Source organism: Dasania sp. GY-MA-18 (genome assembly GCF_024734385.1).
Classification (GTDB): domain Bacteria; phylum Pseudomonadota; class Gammaproteobacteria; order Pseudomonadales; family Dasaniaceae; genus Dasania; species Dasania phycosphaerae.
Genome location: NZ_JANHAP010000005.1, coordinates 66,757 through 83,002, shown reverse-complemented (window position 1 = coordinate 83,002; position 16,246 = coordinate 66,757). Strand labels below are relative to the sequence as shown.

The window sequence follows — 16,246 nt, the reverse complement described above, 5'->3', positions numbered from 1 at the left end:
CTATTTTTATTAAGCACCCCTGCCTTATGCCTTACCAGTGCCTCATCCTATTACTATTGTTTATTATTAGCTGCAACCCTGCACTGGGCTCTAACAAAGTACTATTGCTTAACTCCTACCACCCACAATACGCCTGGACAGAAGAGCTAACTCGCGGCGTTAGAGACGCCCTAGCTAAAGATATAGCCCAAGAAAACCTCTTTATAGAATATATGGATAAGCGCCGCTATGTGGACGATGCTATATACAATAAAAAAATTCTCGATTTATTAAAATACAAGTTCGCTCACTACAGACCAGACATCATTATTACCAGTGACGATGCTGCTTACCGATTTTTATTAGAGCATGGTGACAGGCTCTTCCCCAATATACCCATAGTATTTTGTGGTGTTAATATCTTTAACCATAACGACTTAATTAACAAACCAAATATAACAGGTATAGCCGAAGGCATGGACATAGCCGGCAACCTCAATCTCATCGCTCAAATACAACCTAACATTAAAAAAATCATCTTGATTGGAGACACCACAGGCCTAGGCCACAGAATGATTAACGCAGCCAAAGAAATAAAAAACTCATGGCAAAAAAAATCCAGCAAAAGAAATATAACAATAGAGCTATTAGATGATTTTTCTATAGCAGAACTGCACGACACAGTAAGTAAATTAACAGATGATACTGCCATATTATTAATGGCCATACACAAAGACAAACTGGGGGCCTACTTCTCTTTTCAGAAAGATTTGCCCCCCTTATCGGCCCGCAGTAGCGTACCCATCTATGGCATGTGGGGATCGCTAATGATAAACAACGGCGCCATAGGGGGGATGATGAACAACCCTTATGAGCACGGCAGCAATGCCGCCAAAATAGCCCTTAGTATTCTTGCAGGCACAGACACTCGCGACGTTCCCGTTAAAGAAAGTGCAATTTACCGCCCTACGTTTGATTATGTGCAACTACAGCGCTTTCATATCAACGAAAACATTTTACCCAAAAACAGTAAAATTTATAACAAACCTGAAAGCTTTTACCTTAAAAATAGAAAACTCATTAATAGCGCTATTGCTATTTTCCTATTTTTATCTCTTGTCATCGTAATCTTATACAACAATATTTTACAAAGAAAAAACGCACAAAAAAAACTGCATCAATTTAATCTTGGCTTAGAAAATACTATTAAAGAAAGAACATTAGAACTAGAGAAAAGCAACCAAGAGCTAAAAAAAGCATCTATTCTTATGAGCACATTCGCTCACACTGACAGTTTAACTAGCCTAAGCAATAGACGGTCGGCCAACCAAGAGATACCAGCCTATATAAAGCGCCACAGCATTAGTCAGCAAAACTTTGTGCTGGGCATAGTCGACATAGACCACTTTAAAAAAATCAATGACAATTACGGCCACCAAACAGGCGACCAAATTTTAATCGCCATAGCGCAAACGCTAAATAACAGCCTAAGACCCAATGATAGGGTTTACCGCTGGGGCGGCGAAGAATTTATCATTGCCTTACCAGAAACAGCCATCCATGAAGCTAGCGCTATATGCCAAAGGCTAAGCAGTAATATTGCCGAAATTAGCGTACACAACATCAGTAATATCACTGTGAGCATAGGCATTACCTCATTACAAACCCACGATAGCTATGACTCCATTATGCACCGGGCTGATACCGCCTTATATCAAGCTAAAGCAAATGGCAGAAATCAAATTGCAACGGGGTGACAACCACGCTTGGCAAACGCTTAATTTAGGCAGCAAGATCCGTCTAAATAACACCATTATTGATTTAGCCTGTTATCCGATACTCAGGTTCCGCAAAAAGTTTGGTAGCCCTGATCAAAACTGTCATCTGTCGATTGATATCGGGCGGTTTCTTCCGTTTCCACATAGGGCTGGCGTAACACTGCAAGAAAATCCAAAGCTGCACTAGCTTCACCGCTCGCTTCGCAATCGGCTAACACTGCTTCAATGTGATGATTTCTAGGAATCACTACTGGGTTATTGTTGCGCATAGCGGCTTGCAACTGCTCGGCACTAAGGGCTTGTGCGTTAACTCGCTGCCACCACTGTTGGTAACAATCACCTAAATCGGCACTAATAAAGGTTTGCACCTTGCTATCCGTTAGCGACTTCGTTAGCAGATCAAAGCTTATCGTATAGTCCAATTTCAACTCAGCCAACCTAGCTAACAGGGACTCTATTAGCGCATCATCGCCAGGCTGTAAGTCTTGCAGCCCCAGTTTATCGGCCATCATGCGGTTATACGCCTGCTGAAAGCGCTGAGGAAAATCATTTATTAACTCCTGCATTTGCGCCAGCAGCTGTTCATCTTCAGGGTGCAAGACCAACAGGCTTTCGGCAAAGCGCGCCATATTCCAATTAACAATCCTAGGCTGGTTGCCAAAAGCATAGCGGCCGTTGCGGTCTATAGAACTGTATACGGCCTGTGGGTCGTAAACCCCCATCATAGCGCAGGGGCCATAATCTATGGTATCACCGGAGATAGCAGTGTTATCGGTATTCATTACGCCATGAATAAAACCCACCCGCATCCAAGCAACCACTAGCTGTATTTGTTTTGCTATTACGCTATCCACTAATGCAACCGAATGATTGCTAGCTTGTTGTTTAATTTCGGGGAAGTGCCTATCTATCGCATAATCACGCAGCGCGGTTAGCGATTCCACATCCCCCCTAGAGGCGAAAAGTTGAAAACTACCTACTCTTATATGGCTGGCGGCCACCCTAGTGACTACTGCACCCGGATTAGCTCGCTGCCGGTAGACGGTCTCACCGGTAGTCACCACCGCCAAACACTCGGTGGTCGGCACGCCCAAGGCCCTCATGGCCTCACTCATAATAAATTCACGCACTGCCGGGCCTAAGGCGCAACGGCCATCGCCAGCTCTAGAATAGGCACTCTCACCGGAACCTTTTAACTGCAAATCCCAGCGCCTGCCCTCATCATCCAACAGCTCGCCCAAGAGATGAGCACGGCCATCACCCAACAGCGGGTTAAAGCTACCAAACTGATGGCCGGCGTAGGCAGTTGCTATAGGCTCTGCCCCTGCCAGTATTTGATTACCAGAAAAGTATTGTGCTAAGGCCTCACTATCTTGTTGCAGCGCCGCTGGAATATTTAGCCTATTAGCTAACGCCGTATTCCATAAAAATAACTTGGGCGCACGCACCGCTGTAGGTTGCGATTTATTATAAAAACGCTGCCCTAACCCCACATAGGTATTTGAAAACTTCATCACCCTTTAACCCCTACAACTGCCAGCCTTAAATGCTCACTTTACAGACTCAGCGTAAACACATCCAGAGCAATGTGCGGCGCCACAGTGCTGACTTTATAAACAATAATAAGCATCCAAGCCGCAACAAAACTAGCTGCTGCTTATAAAGATATAAAGCAAATACCAGCTAATGAGGTTTTTCTAAGGCTTAGCGTATTGCTGGTTCAACATGCTCTGAGTTCATGATTTTTTGGAACAAACCTATAAACAAAAATCACTATCTGCCTCGCATAAATCTCTTTAAGCTGTTTGGCCGCATAGTAGCCCATACCATCTCCTAGCCCACTGATATCAATAAGGCCAACGCATGACAGATCTTATCAGCCAGTTACGTAACATAGTCGGCGACAAAGGCTTGTTATTAGGCGACGACATTAGCAGCCGTAGCGGCGGCTTTTGGCAAGGTGGCCCGCTGCAGGCGAAAGCCCTAGTACGGCCGCAGACCACGCAACAAGTGGCGGAAGTGCTAAAGCTATGCCAACAGCAACAGCAAACCGTTGTTACCCAAGGCGGCTGCACCAGCCTGGTCGACAGCCACCACTCCAGCGCTGACAATATCGTGCTCTCTACCGAGCGCATGACCGCCATAGAAGCGATAGATACTGCTAACCGCACAGCCACCGTGCAAGCCGGCGTAATCCTAGAGCAACTGCAACAGTCGGCATGCGAGCAACAGCTGTCCTTCCCAGTAGATTTTGGCGCTAGAGGCTCTTGTACTATAGGTGGCATGATGGCCACCAATGCCGGCGGCAATAGCGTGTTGCGCTATGGCATGATGCGCGAGCAGGTGCTGGGCCTAGAGGCCGTATTAATGGACGGCACCATCATCTCATCCATGACTCCCTATTTAAAAAACAACACCGGCTACGACCTTAAACAATTGTTTATAGGCAGTGAGGGCACCCTAGGGATAATTACTCGCGCGGTACTGCGCCTGCGGCCACAACCCTTAAGCAGCCAAACGGCTTTAGTCGCCACCGATGACTTTACTCAGGTTTCGCAACTGCTGGGCTATTTAGACCAGCAATTCAACGGCGGCCTCAGCGCCTACGAGGTTATGTGGCAAGACTTTTACGCGCTAAACACCGGTGAGCACTCCCACAATAAGCCGCCTATGCCTGCCGATTACAACTACTATGTGCTGCTGGAATATCAAGGCAATAACCCTGCAAGCGACGCCCAACACTTCGAAAAGATATTGGGCGAAGCCTTTGAGGCGGAGTTAATAGTGGATGCCGTTATCGCCAAATCCGATGCCGAACGCATCGCCCTGTGGGAGATACGCGATGACGCTGAAACCGAAAAAACTAAATTTGGCTGCTTCCTACATACCTTTGATGTCAGCCTAGCCATAGGCGATATGCCACTACTCATTGAGCAATTGCATAAACAACTAGAGCAAGCCTTTCAACACTATGAACTGCTGGTATTCGGCCATCTGGCCGATGGCAACCTGCACCTATGTATATGGGAAGAGGGCATGCAGCGCAAAAGTGAAGTTGAAAATATCGTCTACCAAGAAATCGCCAAGCTACAGGGTTCAATCTCTGCAGAACACGGCATAGGTTTAGAAAAACGCGAGCACTTGCACCACTCCCGCAGCCCAGCAGAAATCGCTTTGATGTGGACAGTGAAAAAAGCCATGGACCCAAACAACTTATTAAACCCGGGTAAAACCCTACCTGCACAAAAATAATTACGCTGTTTTTTTAGAGTCATTTGCTTATGATACGCCCCTTTCTTGAACATCGCGGCGCCACTAACTATCCCTCGGTGACCGATCTAAAAGCGCGCGCCAAACAACGGCTACCCAAATTTGTATACGACTATCTGGCCGGGGGCTTGGGCCGTGAGCGCTCCCTAAGTCGCAATGAACAGGCTTTTAATAATATCGAGTTAGTGCCCAAGTTTTTAGCCGAGTTGGACAGCATAGACAGCTCCATAGAACTCTTTGAACAAAACTGGAGCCTGCCTTTAGGTATTTCACCAGTGGGCTTTGCCGACCTTAATTGGCCAGGCACAGAGTTAGAAATGGCCAGGCAGGCGCAACTCGCTGGCATACCATTTACCCAAAGCAGTTTTTCCAATGAAACCATCGAAGCCATAGCCGAAGCAGCAGGAAGCAGCCATTGGTTTCAGCTCTATGCCTGTAAAGATTTTGCCATTATGCAAGACCTAATGGATAGAGCAGCACGCAACGGCGTTAAAAACTTATTAGTCACTATAGACACCCCACAATACTCCAAACGTGAACGGGATTGGCGCAATGGCATGTCCTCTTCCGCCCTACCCTCGTTAAAACAATTACTGCAAGTGAGCAGTAAACCCGCTTGGGCACTACAAGCAGCTCTCAAAGGCGTACCCACACTGAAAACGCTTAACGCCTATGTAGATAAAAAAGATAGGGGTAAAACTGCAGGTAACAATCGCATACTAGAGCTATGCGATAGCTGGTACGACTGGGATTTACTCGCTAAAGTCCGCCAACACTGGCAGGGCAAGCTTATTATTAAAGGTGTTATGGATAACGAATTAGGCCGCCAAGCCATAGCGCAAGGTGCTGATGGCCTATTAATCTCCAACCACGGTGGCCGCCAGTTTGACGCTGCACCCGCCACCATAGATTTGTTACCGCGTATTAAAGACAGCGTGGGCGACAGCGTACCACTGATTATAGATAGCGGCATACGTTCGGGACTAGATGTGTTGCGCGCGATGGAATTAGGCGCAGATTTTTGTATGTCGGGTAGGAGTTTTTACTACGGCACTGCCGCATTAGGGTCTAGAGGTGCTGAGTTTGTCATTGCGCTGCTAGCGGATGAAATCACTAGAGAGATGAAGGAATATGGTAAGACTAGTTGGTAGAATTAACCTCTTCATATTGCCCCTCATAAGTCCTGACTATAAATAGATAAATGATTAAACGCTCAAAAAGTAACAGCCTTTTTGCTTCTATACTCTCCAACCACCTTCGAATACGAATCTATAAAATAATTAATATTATTCGAATTAATGCCAGCGATATTAATTCTGCCAGAGCCAACAATATAAATACTATATTTTTCTCGCATCGTAACTATTTGCTCATAGGTTAAATCCAATAAAGAAAACATACCGCTCTGATCGGCTAAATACCCCGCATCAATACCCAGTGAAATTAAGCTATAGCTGAGTTCTCTACGTACCAAATTAATTCGCTTACGAACATCACTGAGCTCTTGTTTCCATAAGGCGCTAAGGGCTGTATCCGTTAGTATTTCTTTAACCACAGCCCCGGGATGCGAAGGAGGGGTAAAATATAAACCCGTTGCAATATCGACTAATATATTTTGAATAATATCAGCCTGTTTTTGACTTTCACTTAACACAGTTAACAACCCTGCTCTATCTCTATATAGGCCGAAATTTTTCGAGCAGGTATAACTAACAATCAGTTCAGGTAATTCTGCTGCCATGATATTTAATCCTGCAGCGTCCTCTACCAGCCCATTACCCAGACCATGGTAAGCCATATCAATTAAAGGAACTATATGCTTCTTTTTAAGTAGTTCAGTTAACTCTGCCCATTGCTGGGGATTCATATCGCAACCTGTTGGATTTTGGCAAGACGCCTGAATTAAAACAATATCGCCAGGCTCAGCGCTGGCTAATGTTGCCAGCATTTCTGCGAATGCAAGACTATGGGTAGCCTTGCCATAGTATGGATACGATGCTGTTTTCAGACCGCTGGCTTGGATAATTGGGCGATGCACCTGCCATGTAGGATTGCTTAGCCAAACCGTCGCATCTTGATGACCTCTGGCCACTAAATCAAAAGCCATTCTTAAAGCGCAGCTACCTCCAGGGGTTTGCAACGAAGCTAAGCGGCAACTGTTTGCGGCAAGAAACTGCGGCTTAAATATTAGCTTCTGAATAACATCTATATATGCGCCATCCCCTCTAGGACCTATATAAGTTTTCTCAAGCTCTGTATCCAATTTTATAATTTCGGATTGCTTCACCGCTTGAAAAATAGGGCTACCACCATTTTCGTCGCGATAAACACCTATACCTAGATCAATTTTTTGTGGGTTTTGATCTGCCCGAAACTGCCCCAATAATTTAAATATTGGATCTTCTGCTGTGGGTGAAAATCTTGAGAATAGCGAGCTGTCGGTTCTGGCAGTGTCTAGATTCATGGGTTACGGCTCTTAATAATTGATGCTTAATAGTTTGTGCAGTCTTTTTAACCCCTATAACAACGGATAGCGGCCAACTTTTGCTAAAGCTTATTAGCAAAGACCATTCTAAAAAAGAATAGATACTAGATTGAGTTAATCTAAAAAGCTGATAGTCTAATTATTCTCTAGCCTCAGCCATCAAGAACAGTTCCCATGAGATTAAATATCGATACATTCCATGTATTAAATACCATTTTGCAGGAAGGCAGTTTTGCCAAGGCCTCTATCAAGCTACATAGAGCCCAATCGGCTATTAGCTATCAAATTAAAAAGCTTGAAGATCACTTAGGAACAAAAATTTTTGACCGCAGCCAGTATAGAGCGACCTTAACCCCCGTAGGCCAAGCGCTGTGGACAGAGGGCTGTAAAATGCTAGAGCTAGCCCACCGCATTGAGGGCCTCGCAGAGCGTTACAGCGAAGGCTGGGAGCCCCGATTAGAATTAGTCATAGACGGGTCCCTGCCACTCGCTCCCGTGATGCGGGCTTTAAAGAAAATGATGGGCAAAGATATCCCCACTATTATCCAAGTGAAAACCGAGTTTCTAGGGGGCGTGCAAATGCACTTTGAACGAGACAAGTCCGATATGATGCTGGTGAAAGAGTATAAGCCAGCCCCCAATTTAATAGCCTTACAACTGAACCCTGTGGCAGTGGTATTAGTCGCCGCTAAAGATCATGAGTTATCCAGCATGGCTGAGGTAAGCTTAAACCAGCTATATGACTATGTAGAATTAACCATTCATGATACCAGCGACCCCGATAAAGAAACGCTAGACTCCCTAGAGTTTGGTGGGGACCGCGTGTTTTACTTAAGTGATTTTATGAGTAAAAAGGAGGCACTCTTAATGGGCTTAGGCTATGGCTGGATGCCAGAAGTTTTAATATCTAAAGAGTTACAAGCCGGAGACTTGGTACAACTAAACTACAGCGGCAGCTCCTATCAATCCTTTACCCCTCACCTAGTGTACCCATCTGATCGCCCTCTAGGTAAAGCAGGCACCATGATAAAAGACCTTATTATTAGCGAGCTGTCCTCTACTATGAAATAAGCTGACTCTCTAACAAACGGCTGCCCCCACTTATCCCCTCCTTTCAAAGCGCTACTCATAGGCACATGCCCCCTCAAGCGCCACGCCCTCCTCAAAACATCATCTGAATTTTAGATTGAGTCCAGCAAATATTTATTCTTTTTTAGATTTAGATTCATCTCTATAGTCACTTTAAAGCAACTACTGCGTGGATTTACCATAAATTCTAGGGTGTATTTATGACTGCAACAATAACCGGTGGCGAGGCAATCATTGCAGCCACTATTGCCAATGGCGTCGACACAATATTTGGCATTCCCGGAGCACAGATTTACCCGCTATTTGACGGTATTTATAAAAACTCTTTGGAACTGATTGTTCCACGCCATGAACAAAGTGCAGCCTATATGGCTATGGGCTATGCCAAATCAACGGGCAAAACCGGTGTTTTCTCTGTGGTTCCCGGCCCAGGTATGCTCAATACCACCGCCGCCCTGTGCACGGCGATGGGCACCTGTGCCCCAGTTGTTGGCTTAACCGGGCAAGTCCCTAGCAGCTTTCTGGGGCGAGGCAGAGGCCACCTGCATGAACTCAACGATCAAAATGGCACGCTAAAGACCATTATTAAAGATGCCCTGCATATTGCTGATGCGAAAGATACTTCTGCAATTATTAATAGCGCCTTTCGTAAAGCTCATAGCGGTCGCCCAGGGCCAATTTCGGTTGATATGTGCTGGGATACCATGGCAACAGCTACAGAGATTGAAATTGGCACAGGTAATGAGGGCATCGATCAGCCCACTATCAACCTAGATGAAATTTCAACAGCGATAAAAATTATTACTAATGCTAAAAAGCCGATGATCATGTGTGGTGCCGGTGCTCAACATGCCAGCGAGCAAGTACTGGCATTAGCAGAATTATTAAATGCCCCTGTTACCGCTTTTCGCAGTGGCAGAGGCGTTGTGCCGGAAGACCATCCATTAGGCGTACCGCCAATAGCTGCACGTGAGTTATGGGATAGCGTTGATGTACTAATTGGCATAGGCTCGCGTCTAGAAATGCCATATATGCGCTGGGACGATTATTTAAGCTATGAGGAAAAACCAAAAGGCGGGCCTAAATTAATTAGAATTGATATTGACCCAGCGCAAATGGATATATTCAAACCTGATGCTGCGATCATCGCAGATTCCGCTGCCGCGTGCCGCATCTTACACGATCAATTAGTGGACAAGGTTAAGCCCGACCGAGATTGGCCTGAAAAAATTGCCGAAGCTAAAGCGCTAGCACTAAAAGCTATTCAGAAAGTTCAACCGCAAATATCTTTTCTGGAGGTTATCCGTCAGGTCTTACCACGCGATGGTTACTATGTACCCGAACTCTCACAAATGGGGTTTGCTACATGGGCAGGGGGTATGGAGTTTTATCAAGCCCGCACATATATCTCCGAAGGATTCCAAGGAACCCTAGGTTTTGGTTTTCCTACAGCACTAGGTGTTAAAGTCGCCAACCCTAACAAAGCTGTTGTTTCGGTAACCGGTGATGGTGGTTTTATGTTTGGCATGCAGGAATTGATCACTGCCTCACAGCATCATATTGGCCTAGTTACTATCGTTTTTAATAATCAGGCCTATGGCAATGTTCGACGTGATCAACAGTTAGGTTTTGAAGGTCGCTTAATAGGCTCAGAATTAAAAACCCCAGACTTTATGAAAATGGCTGAGAGCTTTGATGTAGCTGGCTACCGTGTTTCCACTCCTGATGAACTTAGGCCAGCGCTGGAAAAAGCGATAAATAATAACGCCCCAGCCTTGATAGAAGTGGTTACTGAGCGAGGTTCAGAGCAGTCTGCATGGGAGTTTATTAATATGCCCAAGCCACCTTCTACATTTTTATAGCGCAAAAAAATAAATAGCACTAAATTGCCATAATCGGTGAATGGCAACCGTCAACAATGATTCGCCTATATTAATTATAGGCGGCTACAGCTGACCAAAAACAAATTCAGCTGGGATTTACTCAGCTATACGACGTCACTGCCTCTTGCGCCTGCAAGCAAGCCGCACTCACTGTAGGCTCAAAACTAAAGATTTCCAAAGTGCTTTCTAATGCCGAAACCCCTGCAGGGATATCTACCTTCACCCCTAAAGCTTTCATACTCGCGCCCAGTGCGTGTAATGTTCTAAAGATATGGTGGGAACGACTTTGCTCCCCCATTTGCCCTATGCGAACAATATTAGCGCCAAATGACCCTGATATTTCTACCCGGTAATGCGCCGACATATAAGTAAGCAGAGTTTTAGACGCTAAATCCTTAGGTAAATTAATACCCACAACTGAGTTCAATCTTGCCTCGGGTTTTATATACAGTGATAAGCCCATGGTTTCTAAACCTGCCTGCAAAGCAGTTGATGAGCGTAAATGCCGCTTAAAGCGCACAGGCAATGTCTCTTGGCATATTAAACGCAAAGCCTCATGCATAGCCAAAATGCCCGATACCGGTGCCGTATAGTGGTAGGCTTTTTTATACCAAAATTGATCGGCCAACTTGGCATCTAAACACCAATGCCGCAACCTGCCCTTTCTCGCCTCTATGTGATCCCAGGCTCGATCTGAAAATGCAATTAAGGACACACCGGGTATAGAAGACAGCCCCTTTTGGCCGCCGGTAATAATGGCATCAATATTCCAGTTCTCCATTTCTAATGGCATGGTACTTAAAGTACACACCGCATCTACAATCACCAAGCAGTCGTATTGGCGGGCAATACCGGCAATGGTTTTTAAATGTTTATTACAAACCGTATTCGATGTTTCACCCTGCACTATGGTCAATACTTTTGGCTGATGTTTTTTTATATAGGCCTCAACTATTTCCGGGCAGGCTGCTTCTTTTTCGTTAACTTCTAATCTAATTACCTCTGCTTCTACACGCTCGGCCATGTCGGCTAAACGCGAGCTAAAAAAACCATTACAAATACTTAATACTTTACTACCCGGCACCACCATATTGGCAATGGCCATTTCCATAGCCGCAGAACCTGGCCCCGCCACACCCAGAATATGATCGGACTGGGTTTGAAATACATAGCGGGACATGGCTTTTACCTGCTCAATAATTTTTGCCATGGTGTCGCCAAGGTGATTGATCACAATAGAATTAGCCGCAGCTACTCGTTCGGGGATGGGCACAGGCCCTGCTCCCATCATTAGCAAAGGTTCGTCCGGTAAAATATTATCTAGCGGGGTGATATGTCGCGGAGGTTGAATGATCACAATATGGCCTATTGATTATTAATCACTCGATAATGCCTTAACTTATCGCTCGATTCCAGAAAAAGGATGGTTTCTTTTAATCCTTAATTGATAGCGATATTTATGCACTTTATTAGTGCATTGGTTCGAGGAAGTGTAAGTTTTTGCTAATAATTTTTGAGTGGGTGACTGGGATAAGCTTGATGTAATGATGGATGAAAAAGGATGGCGTGGTAGATGTAGGGATTTATTGTGTAGGGTTGTAGCTCAATAAATTTATTTGAAAACTGTGCGTTTTTGCATTGGAATGGCGTGAGTTTAATTATCGTGGTAGCTATGCTCGTAATTGTGGTGCTTGCCAAAGAACAAACCCAGCGTTTCACCGGTTTGATGGTAATCCCCCAAAGGGCATTACAACCCGCAAGCGGGCAACAGCACTTTGTGATGTTGTCTCAATTCTATTCTAAATGGGATTTGTAATAAAAATGGGGGGGCTTTCGCGGTAGTTTTGGTGATACCTAGAAGATCGTTGCAGGATTTGAGAATTACAGCTTGATGCTGTAATTCCCCCTTCGGGGCATCGTCGCGTTGCTCCTCGTCCAAATTATCCCCTAGGGATAATTTGTGAACCTGGGCGCTTTAACGACAAAATTGCAGGAGCTTGTTTGATCGACCCTTAGGTCGACCCGAAGGGTGAGCCACAAGGATGTGGCGAATAGCAAGTCCTGCCGTTTCGGCAGGTTGGATTGTAATCCCCTGAGGGGCATTACAACCCGCAAGCGGGCAACATCAGTTTGTGATGTCGTCCAAATTCCATTCTAAATGGAATTTGTTATAAAAAAGGGCCATGCTTTCGCACAAGAACCGCACGAGTTTAACTATCGTTGCAGGATTGTATCAAAACAGCTTGAGGCTGTTTTGCCCCTTCGGGCATCGCCGCTATGCGGCTCGTAGCATCTTGTCCCGTAGGGACAAGCTGTGAACCTGGGCGCTTTAACGAGCAAGTCCTGCCGTTTCGGCAGGTTAAATAAAAAAGGGCCATGCTATCGCATGGCCCTTTTTTATTTAAGATGGTCGGAACGGCAGGATTTGAACCTGCGACCACCACACCCCCAGTGTGGTGCGCTACCAGACTGCGCTACGCCCCGAAACTTCTTAGGCATTACAATCTATGTGTTACCGCCTTAAGATGGGCGAGATTATAGAGCAAAGTAACGCTGCTGTGAACACGAAATTGCTATGCGGCTAAAACTTTTAATACATCTTCGAGTTCTGTGATCACTTCACGCAACAGCGCTTTGTATTCTGTTGAATTACTAGCCTGTTCTGTAGTCTCTTCTTCGCCAGTCATGCGCTGACGGGCACCACCTATGGTATAGCCCTGATCATAAAGTAAGCTGCGAATTTGACGAATCAAAATCACATCTTGATGCTGATAGTAACGGCGATTGCCACGACGTTTAACAGGCTTTAGTTGCGGAAACTCCTGCTCCCAATAACGCAGCACATGCGGTTTTACCGCGCATAGCTCGCTAACTTCGCCAATAGTAAAATAGCGTTTGCCAGGTATAACTGGCAGCTCGTCGTTATGACTCGGTTCCAACATAGGTTTCAACTCGTGATTTTAGCTTTTGACCGGGGCGGAATGTCACTACGCGGCGCGCTGAGATGGGTATCTCCTCGCCGGTTTTGGGGTTCCTACCCGGGCGTTGGCTTTTGTCGCGCAGATCGAAATTGCCAAACCCCGACAACTTAACCTGCTCATTATCCTCTAGCGAGTGGCGTATCTCTTCAAAGAAAAGCTCCACCACCTCTTTCGCTTCGCGCTTATTTAGCCCCAGCTCTTCGTATAGCCGTTCAGCCATCTCAGATTTAGTGAGAGCCTGCATGCGGTTAGTTCCTTAGCGTTGCTGCAAATTGCGTTTCTAGCGCCTTGATCACTTGATCAACACACACATTAACTTCATCTTCGTTAAGAGTGCGCGATGAATGCTGAAACGTCAAGCCGAGGGCCAAACTTTTTCTTTTAGTATCAATACCTTTACCTTCATAGATATCAAACAACCTTAGGTTTGTTAGGTCACTGCCGGCAGCGGCTTTGACCGCTTTTTGTACGGCTCCGGCCTCGATTTCACGGTCTATTATCACCGCTAAATCACGTCTCACCTCGGGATATTTTGATAATTCAGTAAAGGCTGGTACCTCGCCGCGGCTGATCGCTGCCACATTGACCTGAAATAGGTACACCGCCTGTGAAATGCCTAGTTTTTTCTGCAGTTGTGGGTGTATAGCCCCTATATAGCCGACGTTTTCGCCATTTCGACGAATTTCTGCGGTCTGGCCGGGGTGCAGGCCATCACATTCGCCGCGAACAAACTCAAAACTGCCGCTAGGGTCGCATAGCGATAAAATCCCTTCTAAGTCACCTTTCAAATCGTAAAAATCAACGGTTTCACCATTTTCCAGCCAAGACTCGGGGTGGCGTCTGCCGGTAATGGCTCCAGCCAGCATTTGCTCTTGCTTGGGTAGTTCGCTGCCATCGGGGATAAAACTCAAGCCCGCCTCAAATAAGCGCACTCGGCTTTGCTGGCGATTAAGATTATGCTGCATAGCCGCCAGCAGGCCCGGCCAGAGGCTGGTACGCATCACCGACATATCCGCTGAAATAGGGTTGCTCAAAGCCACCGCCGCATCATTGGGGCAGACTAGCTCATGCATTTTGGGGTCTATAAAACTATAGGTGATGGCCTCTTGGTAGCCATTGGCCACTAGCTGGCGGCGCATAAGCTGCAGCTCAGTTTGCGCTTCGGGCTTAGCGCGCAAGCTCAACTCGGCATGTATTTTGGTGACCGGCAAGCGGTTATAACCATAGATACGGGCCAACTCTTCTAATAGGTCGGCCTCTATAGCCATATCAAAGCGCCATGAAGGGGCAACGACCTTCCAGCCCTGCTCGGTATCCGTTACCGCCATACCCAGGCGAGTGAGTATATCTTTAACCTCTGCGCGCTCCATAGTTAAGCCCAACACCCGCTCTATACGGTTAGCGCGCAGATTTAACTCGGCCGCCTTAGGTAAATCGGCCTCAGAGCTTAACTCAACAATAGGGCCTGCCTCACCACCGACTATATCTAGCAGCAACTGGGTGGCGCGCTCACAAGCTTTGGCCTGCAGCTGGTAATCGACACCGCGCTCAAAGCGATGTGAGGAGTCGGTGTGCAAGCCGTAAGAGCGGGCGCGGCCAGCGATTTTGACCGGCGCAAAAAAGGCCGACTCTAAAAAGATATCTTTAGTATTACTACTAACTGCAGTCGCGGCCCCACCCATTATGCCTGCAAGGGCAACGGCCTGCTGCTGATCGGCGATAACTAGCGTGTCATCACGCAGCGCTAGCTCCTGGCCATCTAGCAAGGTGATTTTTTCGCCCTGCTCGGCCAGGCGTACATTTATGCCGCCATTTAATAAGTTTAAGTCAAAAGCATGTAAAGGCTGACCTAGCTCTAGCAACACATAGTTGGTCACATCCACCACGGCATCTATGGAGCGTAAACCGGCACGACGCAGCTTTTCCTGCATCCACAAAGGGCTAGGCTTAGAAACATCAACATTGCGTATGACACGGCCCACATAGCGGGGGCAGTCGGCCTTGGCAGAAACCGCCACTGGGAAGGTGTCTTCTATAGATGCGGCAACCGCAGCAACCTCCACTTCAGTAACCGCCAGTTTGTTGAGTACGCCAGTATCACGGGCAATACCCGCAACACTTAAACAGTCAGCACGGTTAGGGGTTAAGTCGACTTCTATAATCGTGTCGTTTAACTGCAAGTATTCACGTATATCCTGGCCGGTAGGCGCATCAGCGGCCAGCTCCCAAATACCGTCTGAGTCTTCACCCATCGCCAACTCAACTTGCGAGCACAACATACCGTGTGACTCCACGCCGCGCAGTTTGGCTTTTTTAATTTTAAAGCCTTTACCATCTTCGGTAGGCAGCTTGGCACCCACAGTAGCAAAAGGGATTTTAATACCGGCGCGAGCATTAGGGGCACCGCACACCACTTGTACGACCTCATCACCGCCAGCCACCTGGCAGACGCGTAACTTGTCGGCATCGGGGTGTTGCTCTATGGATAATATCTCGCCCACAACAACACCGGTAAATTCACCAGCAACGGGCTCGGTACCATCAACTTCTAGCCCCGCCATGGTTAGCTGCTCAACCAATTCGTCGGTATTGATATTGGGGTTTACCCATTCCCGAAGCCACTGTTCGCTTAATTTCATTTTTTATTCCTAAAAGTATTCTTTCTTTACGTCATGCCGAGCTTGATCCGGCATCTATATATTCTTTCTTTAAAGTTCTGGATACCGGCGTTCGCCGGTATGACAGCTGACTAGGGGCATTACCCTAACGACTAGAGACTAA

General features: G+C 46.4%; 11 protein-coding genes and 1 tRNA gene. 5 read left to right on the top strand and 7 right to left on the bottom strand.

Going from position 1 to position 16,246, the window contains the following annotated elements; translation table 11 throughout:
• The first annotated feature begins 26 nt into the window (after positions 1–26).
• Positions 27–1,736, top strand: coding sequence for an ABC transporter substrate binding protein (locus NO559_RS07530; protein ID WP_258331197.1), 1,710 nt, complete (start codon positions 27–29; stop codon positions 1,734–1,736).
• Between the two features lie 83 nt (positions 1,737–1,819).
• On the opposite strand, the gene NO559_RS07525 is transcribed toward NO559_RS07530, so the two are convergent.
• Entirely contained in the window at positions 1,820–3,271 is a 1,452-nt protein-coding gene (locus NO559_RS07525; protein WP_258331196.1) for a YdiU family protein, read from the bottom strand.
• Between the two features lie 349 nt (positions 3,272–3,620).
• Here NO559_RS07525 and NO559_RS07520 point away from each other — a divergent pair, with 349 nt between their 5' ends.
• Positions 3,621–5,009 (top strand): FAD-binding oxidoreductase, encoded by a 1,389-nt coding sequence (locus NO559_RS07520; protein ID WP_258331195.1) that lies wholly within the window; start codon positions 3,621–3,623, stop codon positions 5,007–5,009.
• Positions 5,010–5,038: 29 nt separating this feature from the next.
• The gene (locus NO559_RS07515; protein ID WP_258331194.1) at positions 5,039–6,178 is read left to right on the top strand and encodes an alpha-hydroxy acid oxidase; all 1,140 of its coding nucleotides are present in this window, start codon (positions 5,039–5,041) and stop codon (positions 6,176–6,178) included.
• Positions 6,179–6,240: 62 nt separating this feature from the next.
• Here the strand turns inward: NO559_RS07515 and NO559_RS07510 are convergent, their stop codons facing one another.
• A complete protein-coding gene (locus NO559_RS07510) occupies positions 6,241–7,491 on the bottom strand; it encodes an aromatic amino acid transaminase (protein WP_258331193.1) in 1,251 nt (416 codons plus the stop codon).
• A gap of 195 nt (positions 7,492–7,686) precedes the next feature.
• Between NO559_RS07510 and NO559_RS07505 the strand changes: the two genes are divergently transcribed.
• Positions 7,687–8,583, top strand: a complete 897-nt coding sequence (locus NO559_RS07505) for a LysR family transcriptional regulator (RefSeq protein ID WP_258331192.1) — start codon at positions 7,687–7,689, stop codon at positions 8,581–8,583.
• Positions 8,584–8,801: 218 nt separating this feature from the next.
• Positions 8,802–10,463, top strand: a complete 1,662-nt coding sequence (locus tag NO559_RS07500; RefSeq protein ID WP_258331191.1) for a thiamine pyrophosphate-dependent enzyme — start codon at positions 8,802–8,804, stop codon at positions 10,461–10,463.
• Positions 10,464–10,584: 121 nt separating this feature from the next.
• On the opposite strand, the gene NO559_RS07495 is transcribed toward NO559_RS07500, so the two are convergent.
• From NO559_RS07495 to pheT, 5 genes are all read right to left on the bottom strand, one after another.
• On the bottom strand, positions 10,585–11,841 hold the full coding sequence (locus NO559_RS07495; RefSeq protein ID WP_258331190.1) for an alanine--glyoxylate aminotransferase family protein: 1,257 nt from the start codon (positions 11,839–11,841) through the stop codon (positions 10,585–10,587).
• A gap of 1,050 nt (positions 11,842–12,891) precedes the next feature.
• Positions 12,892–12,968, bottom strand: a tRNA-Pro gene (locus NO559_RS07490).
• A gap of 89 nt (positions 12,969–13,057) precedes the next feature.
• Entirely contained in the window at positions 13,058–13,426 is a 369-nt protein-coding gene (locus NO559_RS07485) for a MerR family transcriptional regulator (RefSeq protein WP_258331189.1), read from the bottom strand.
• Positions 13,407–13,709, bottom strand: coding sequence for an integration host factor subunit alpha (ihfA, locus tag NO559_RS07480; RefSeq protein WP_035801549.1), 303 nt, complete (start codon positions 13,707–13,709; stop codon positions 13,407–13,409). Before ihfA ends, NO559_RS07485 begins: the two co-directional genes overlap by 20 nt.
• Before the next feature lie 4 nt (positions 13,710–13,713).
• Entirely contained in the window at positions 13,714–16,104 is a 2,391-nt protein-coding gene (gene pheT, locus NO559_RS07475; protein ID WP_258331188.1) for a phenylalanine--tRNA ligase subunit beta, read from the bottom strand.
• Between the last annotated feature and the right edge of the window lie 142 nt (positions 16,105–16,246).

What these genes read in the sequence shown, in the direction of transcription:
- NO559_RS07520 (WP_258331195.1), top strand. Translation starts at nt 3,621, where the DNA reads ATGACAGATCTTATCAGCCAGTTACGTAACATAGTCGGCGACAAAGGC.
- NO559_RS07525 (WP_258331196.1), bottom strand. Translation starts at nt 3,271, where the DNA reads ATGAAGTTTTCAAATACCTATGTGGGGTTAGGGCAGCGTTTTTATAAT.
- ihfA (WP_035801549.1), bottom strand. Translation starts at nt 13,709, where the DNA reads ATGCAGGCTCTCACTAAATCTGAGATGGCTGAACGGCTATACGAAGAG.
- NO559_RS07515 (WP_258331194.1), top strand. Translation starts at nt 5,039, where the DNA reads ATGATACGCCCCTTTCTTGAACATCGCGGCGCCACTAACTATCCCTCG.
- NO559_RS07530 (WP_258331197.1), top strand. Translation starts at nt 27, where the DNA reads ATGCCTTACCAGTGCCTCATCCTATTACTATTGTTTATTATTAGCTGC.
- NO559_RS07500 (WP_258331191.1), top strand. Translation starts at nt 8,802, where the DNA reads ATGACTGCAACAATAACCGGTGGCGAGGCAATCATTGCAGCCACTATT.
- NO559_RS07510 (WP_258331193.1), bottom strand. Translation starts at nt 7,491, where the DNA reads ATGAATCTAGACACTGCCAGAACCGACAGCTCGCTATTCTCAAGATTT.
- NO559_RS07485 (WP_258331189.1), bottom strand. Translation starts at nt 13,426, where the DNA reads ATGTTGGAACCGAGTCATAACGACGAGCTGCCAGTTATACCTGGCAAA.
- NO559_RS07505 (WP_258331192.1), top strand. Translation starts at nt 7,687, where the DNA reads ATGAGATTAAATATCGATACATTCCATGTATTAAATACCATTTTGCAG.
- pheT (WP_258331188.1), bottom strand. Translation starts at nt 16,104, where the DNA reads ATGAAATTAAGCGAACAGTGGCTTCGGGAATGGGTAAACCCCAATATC.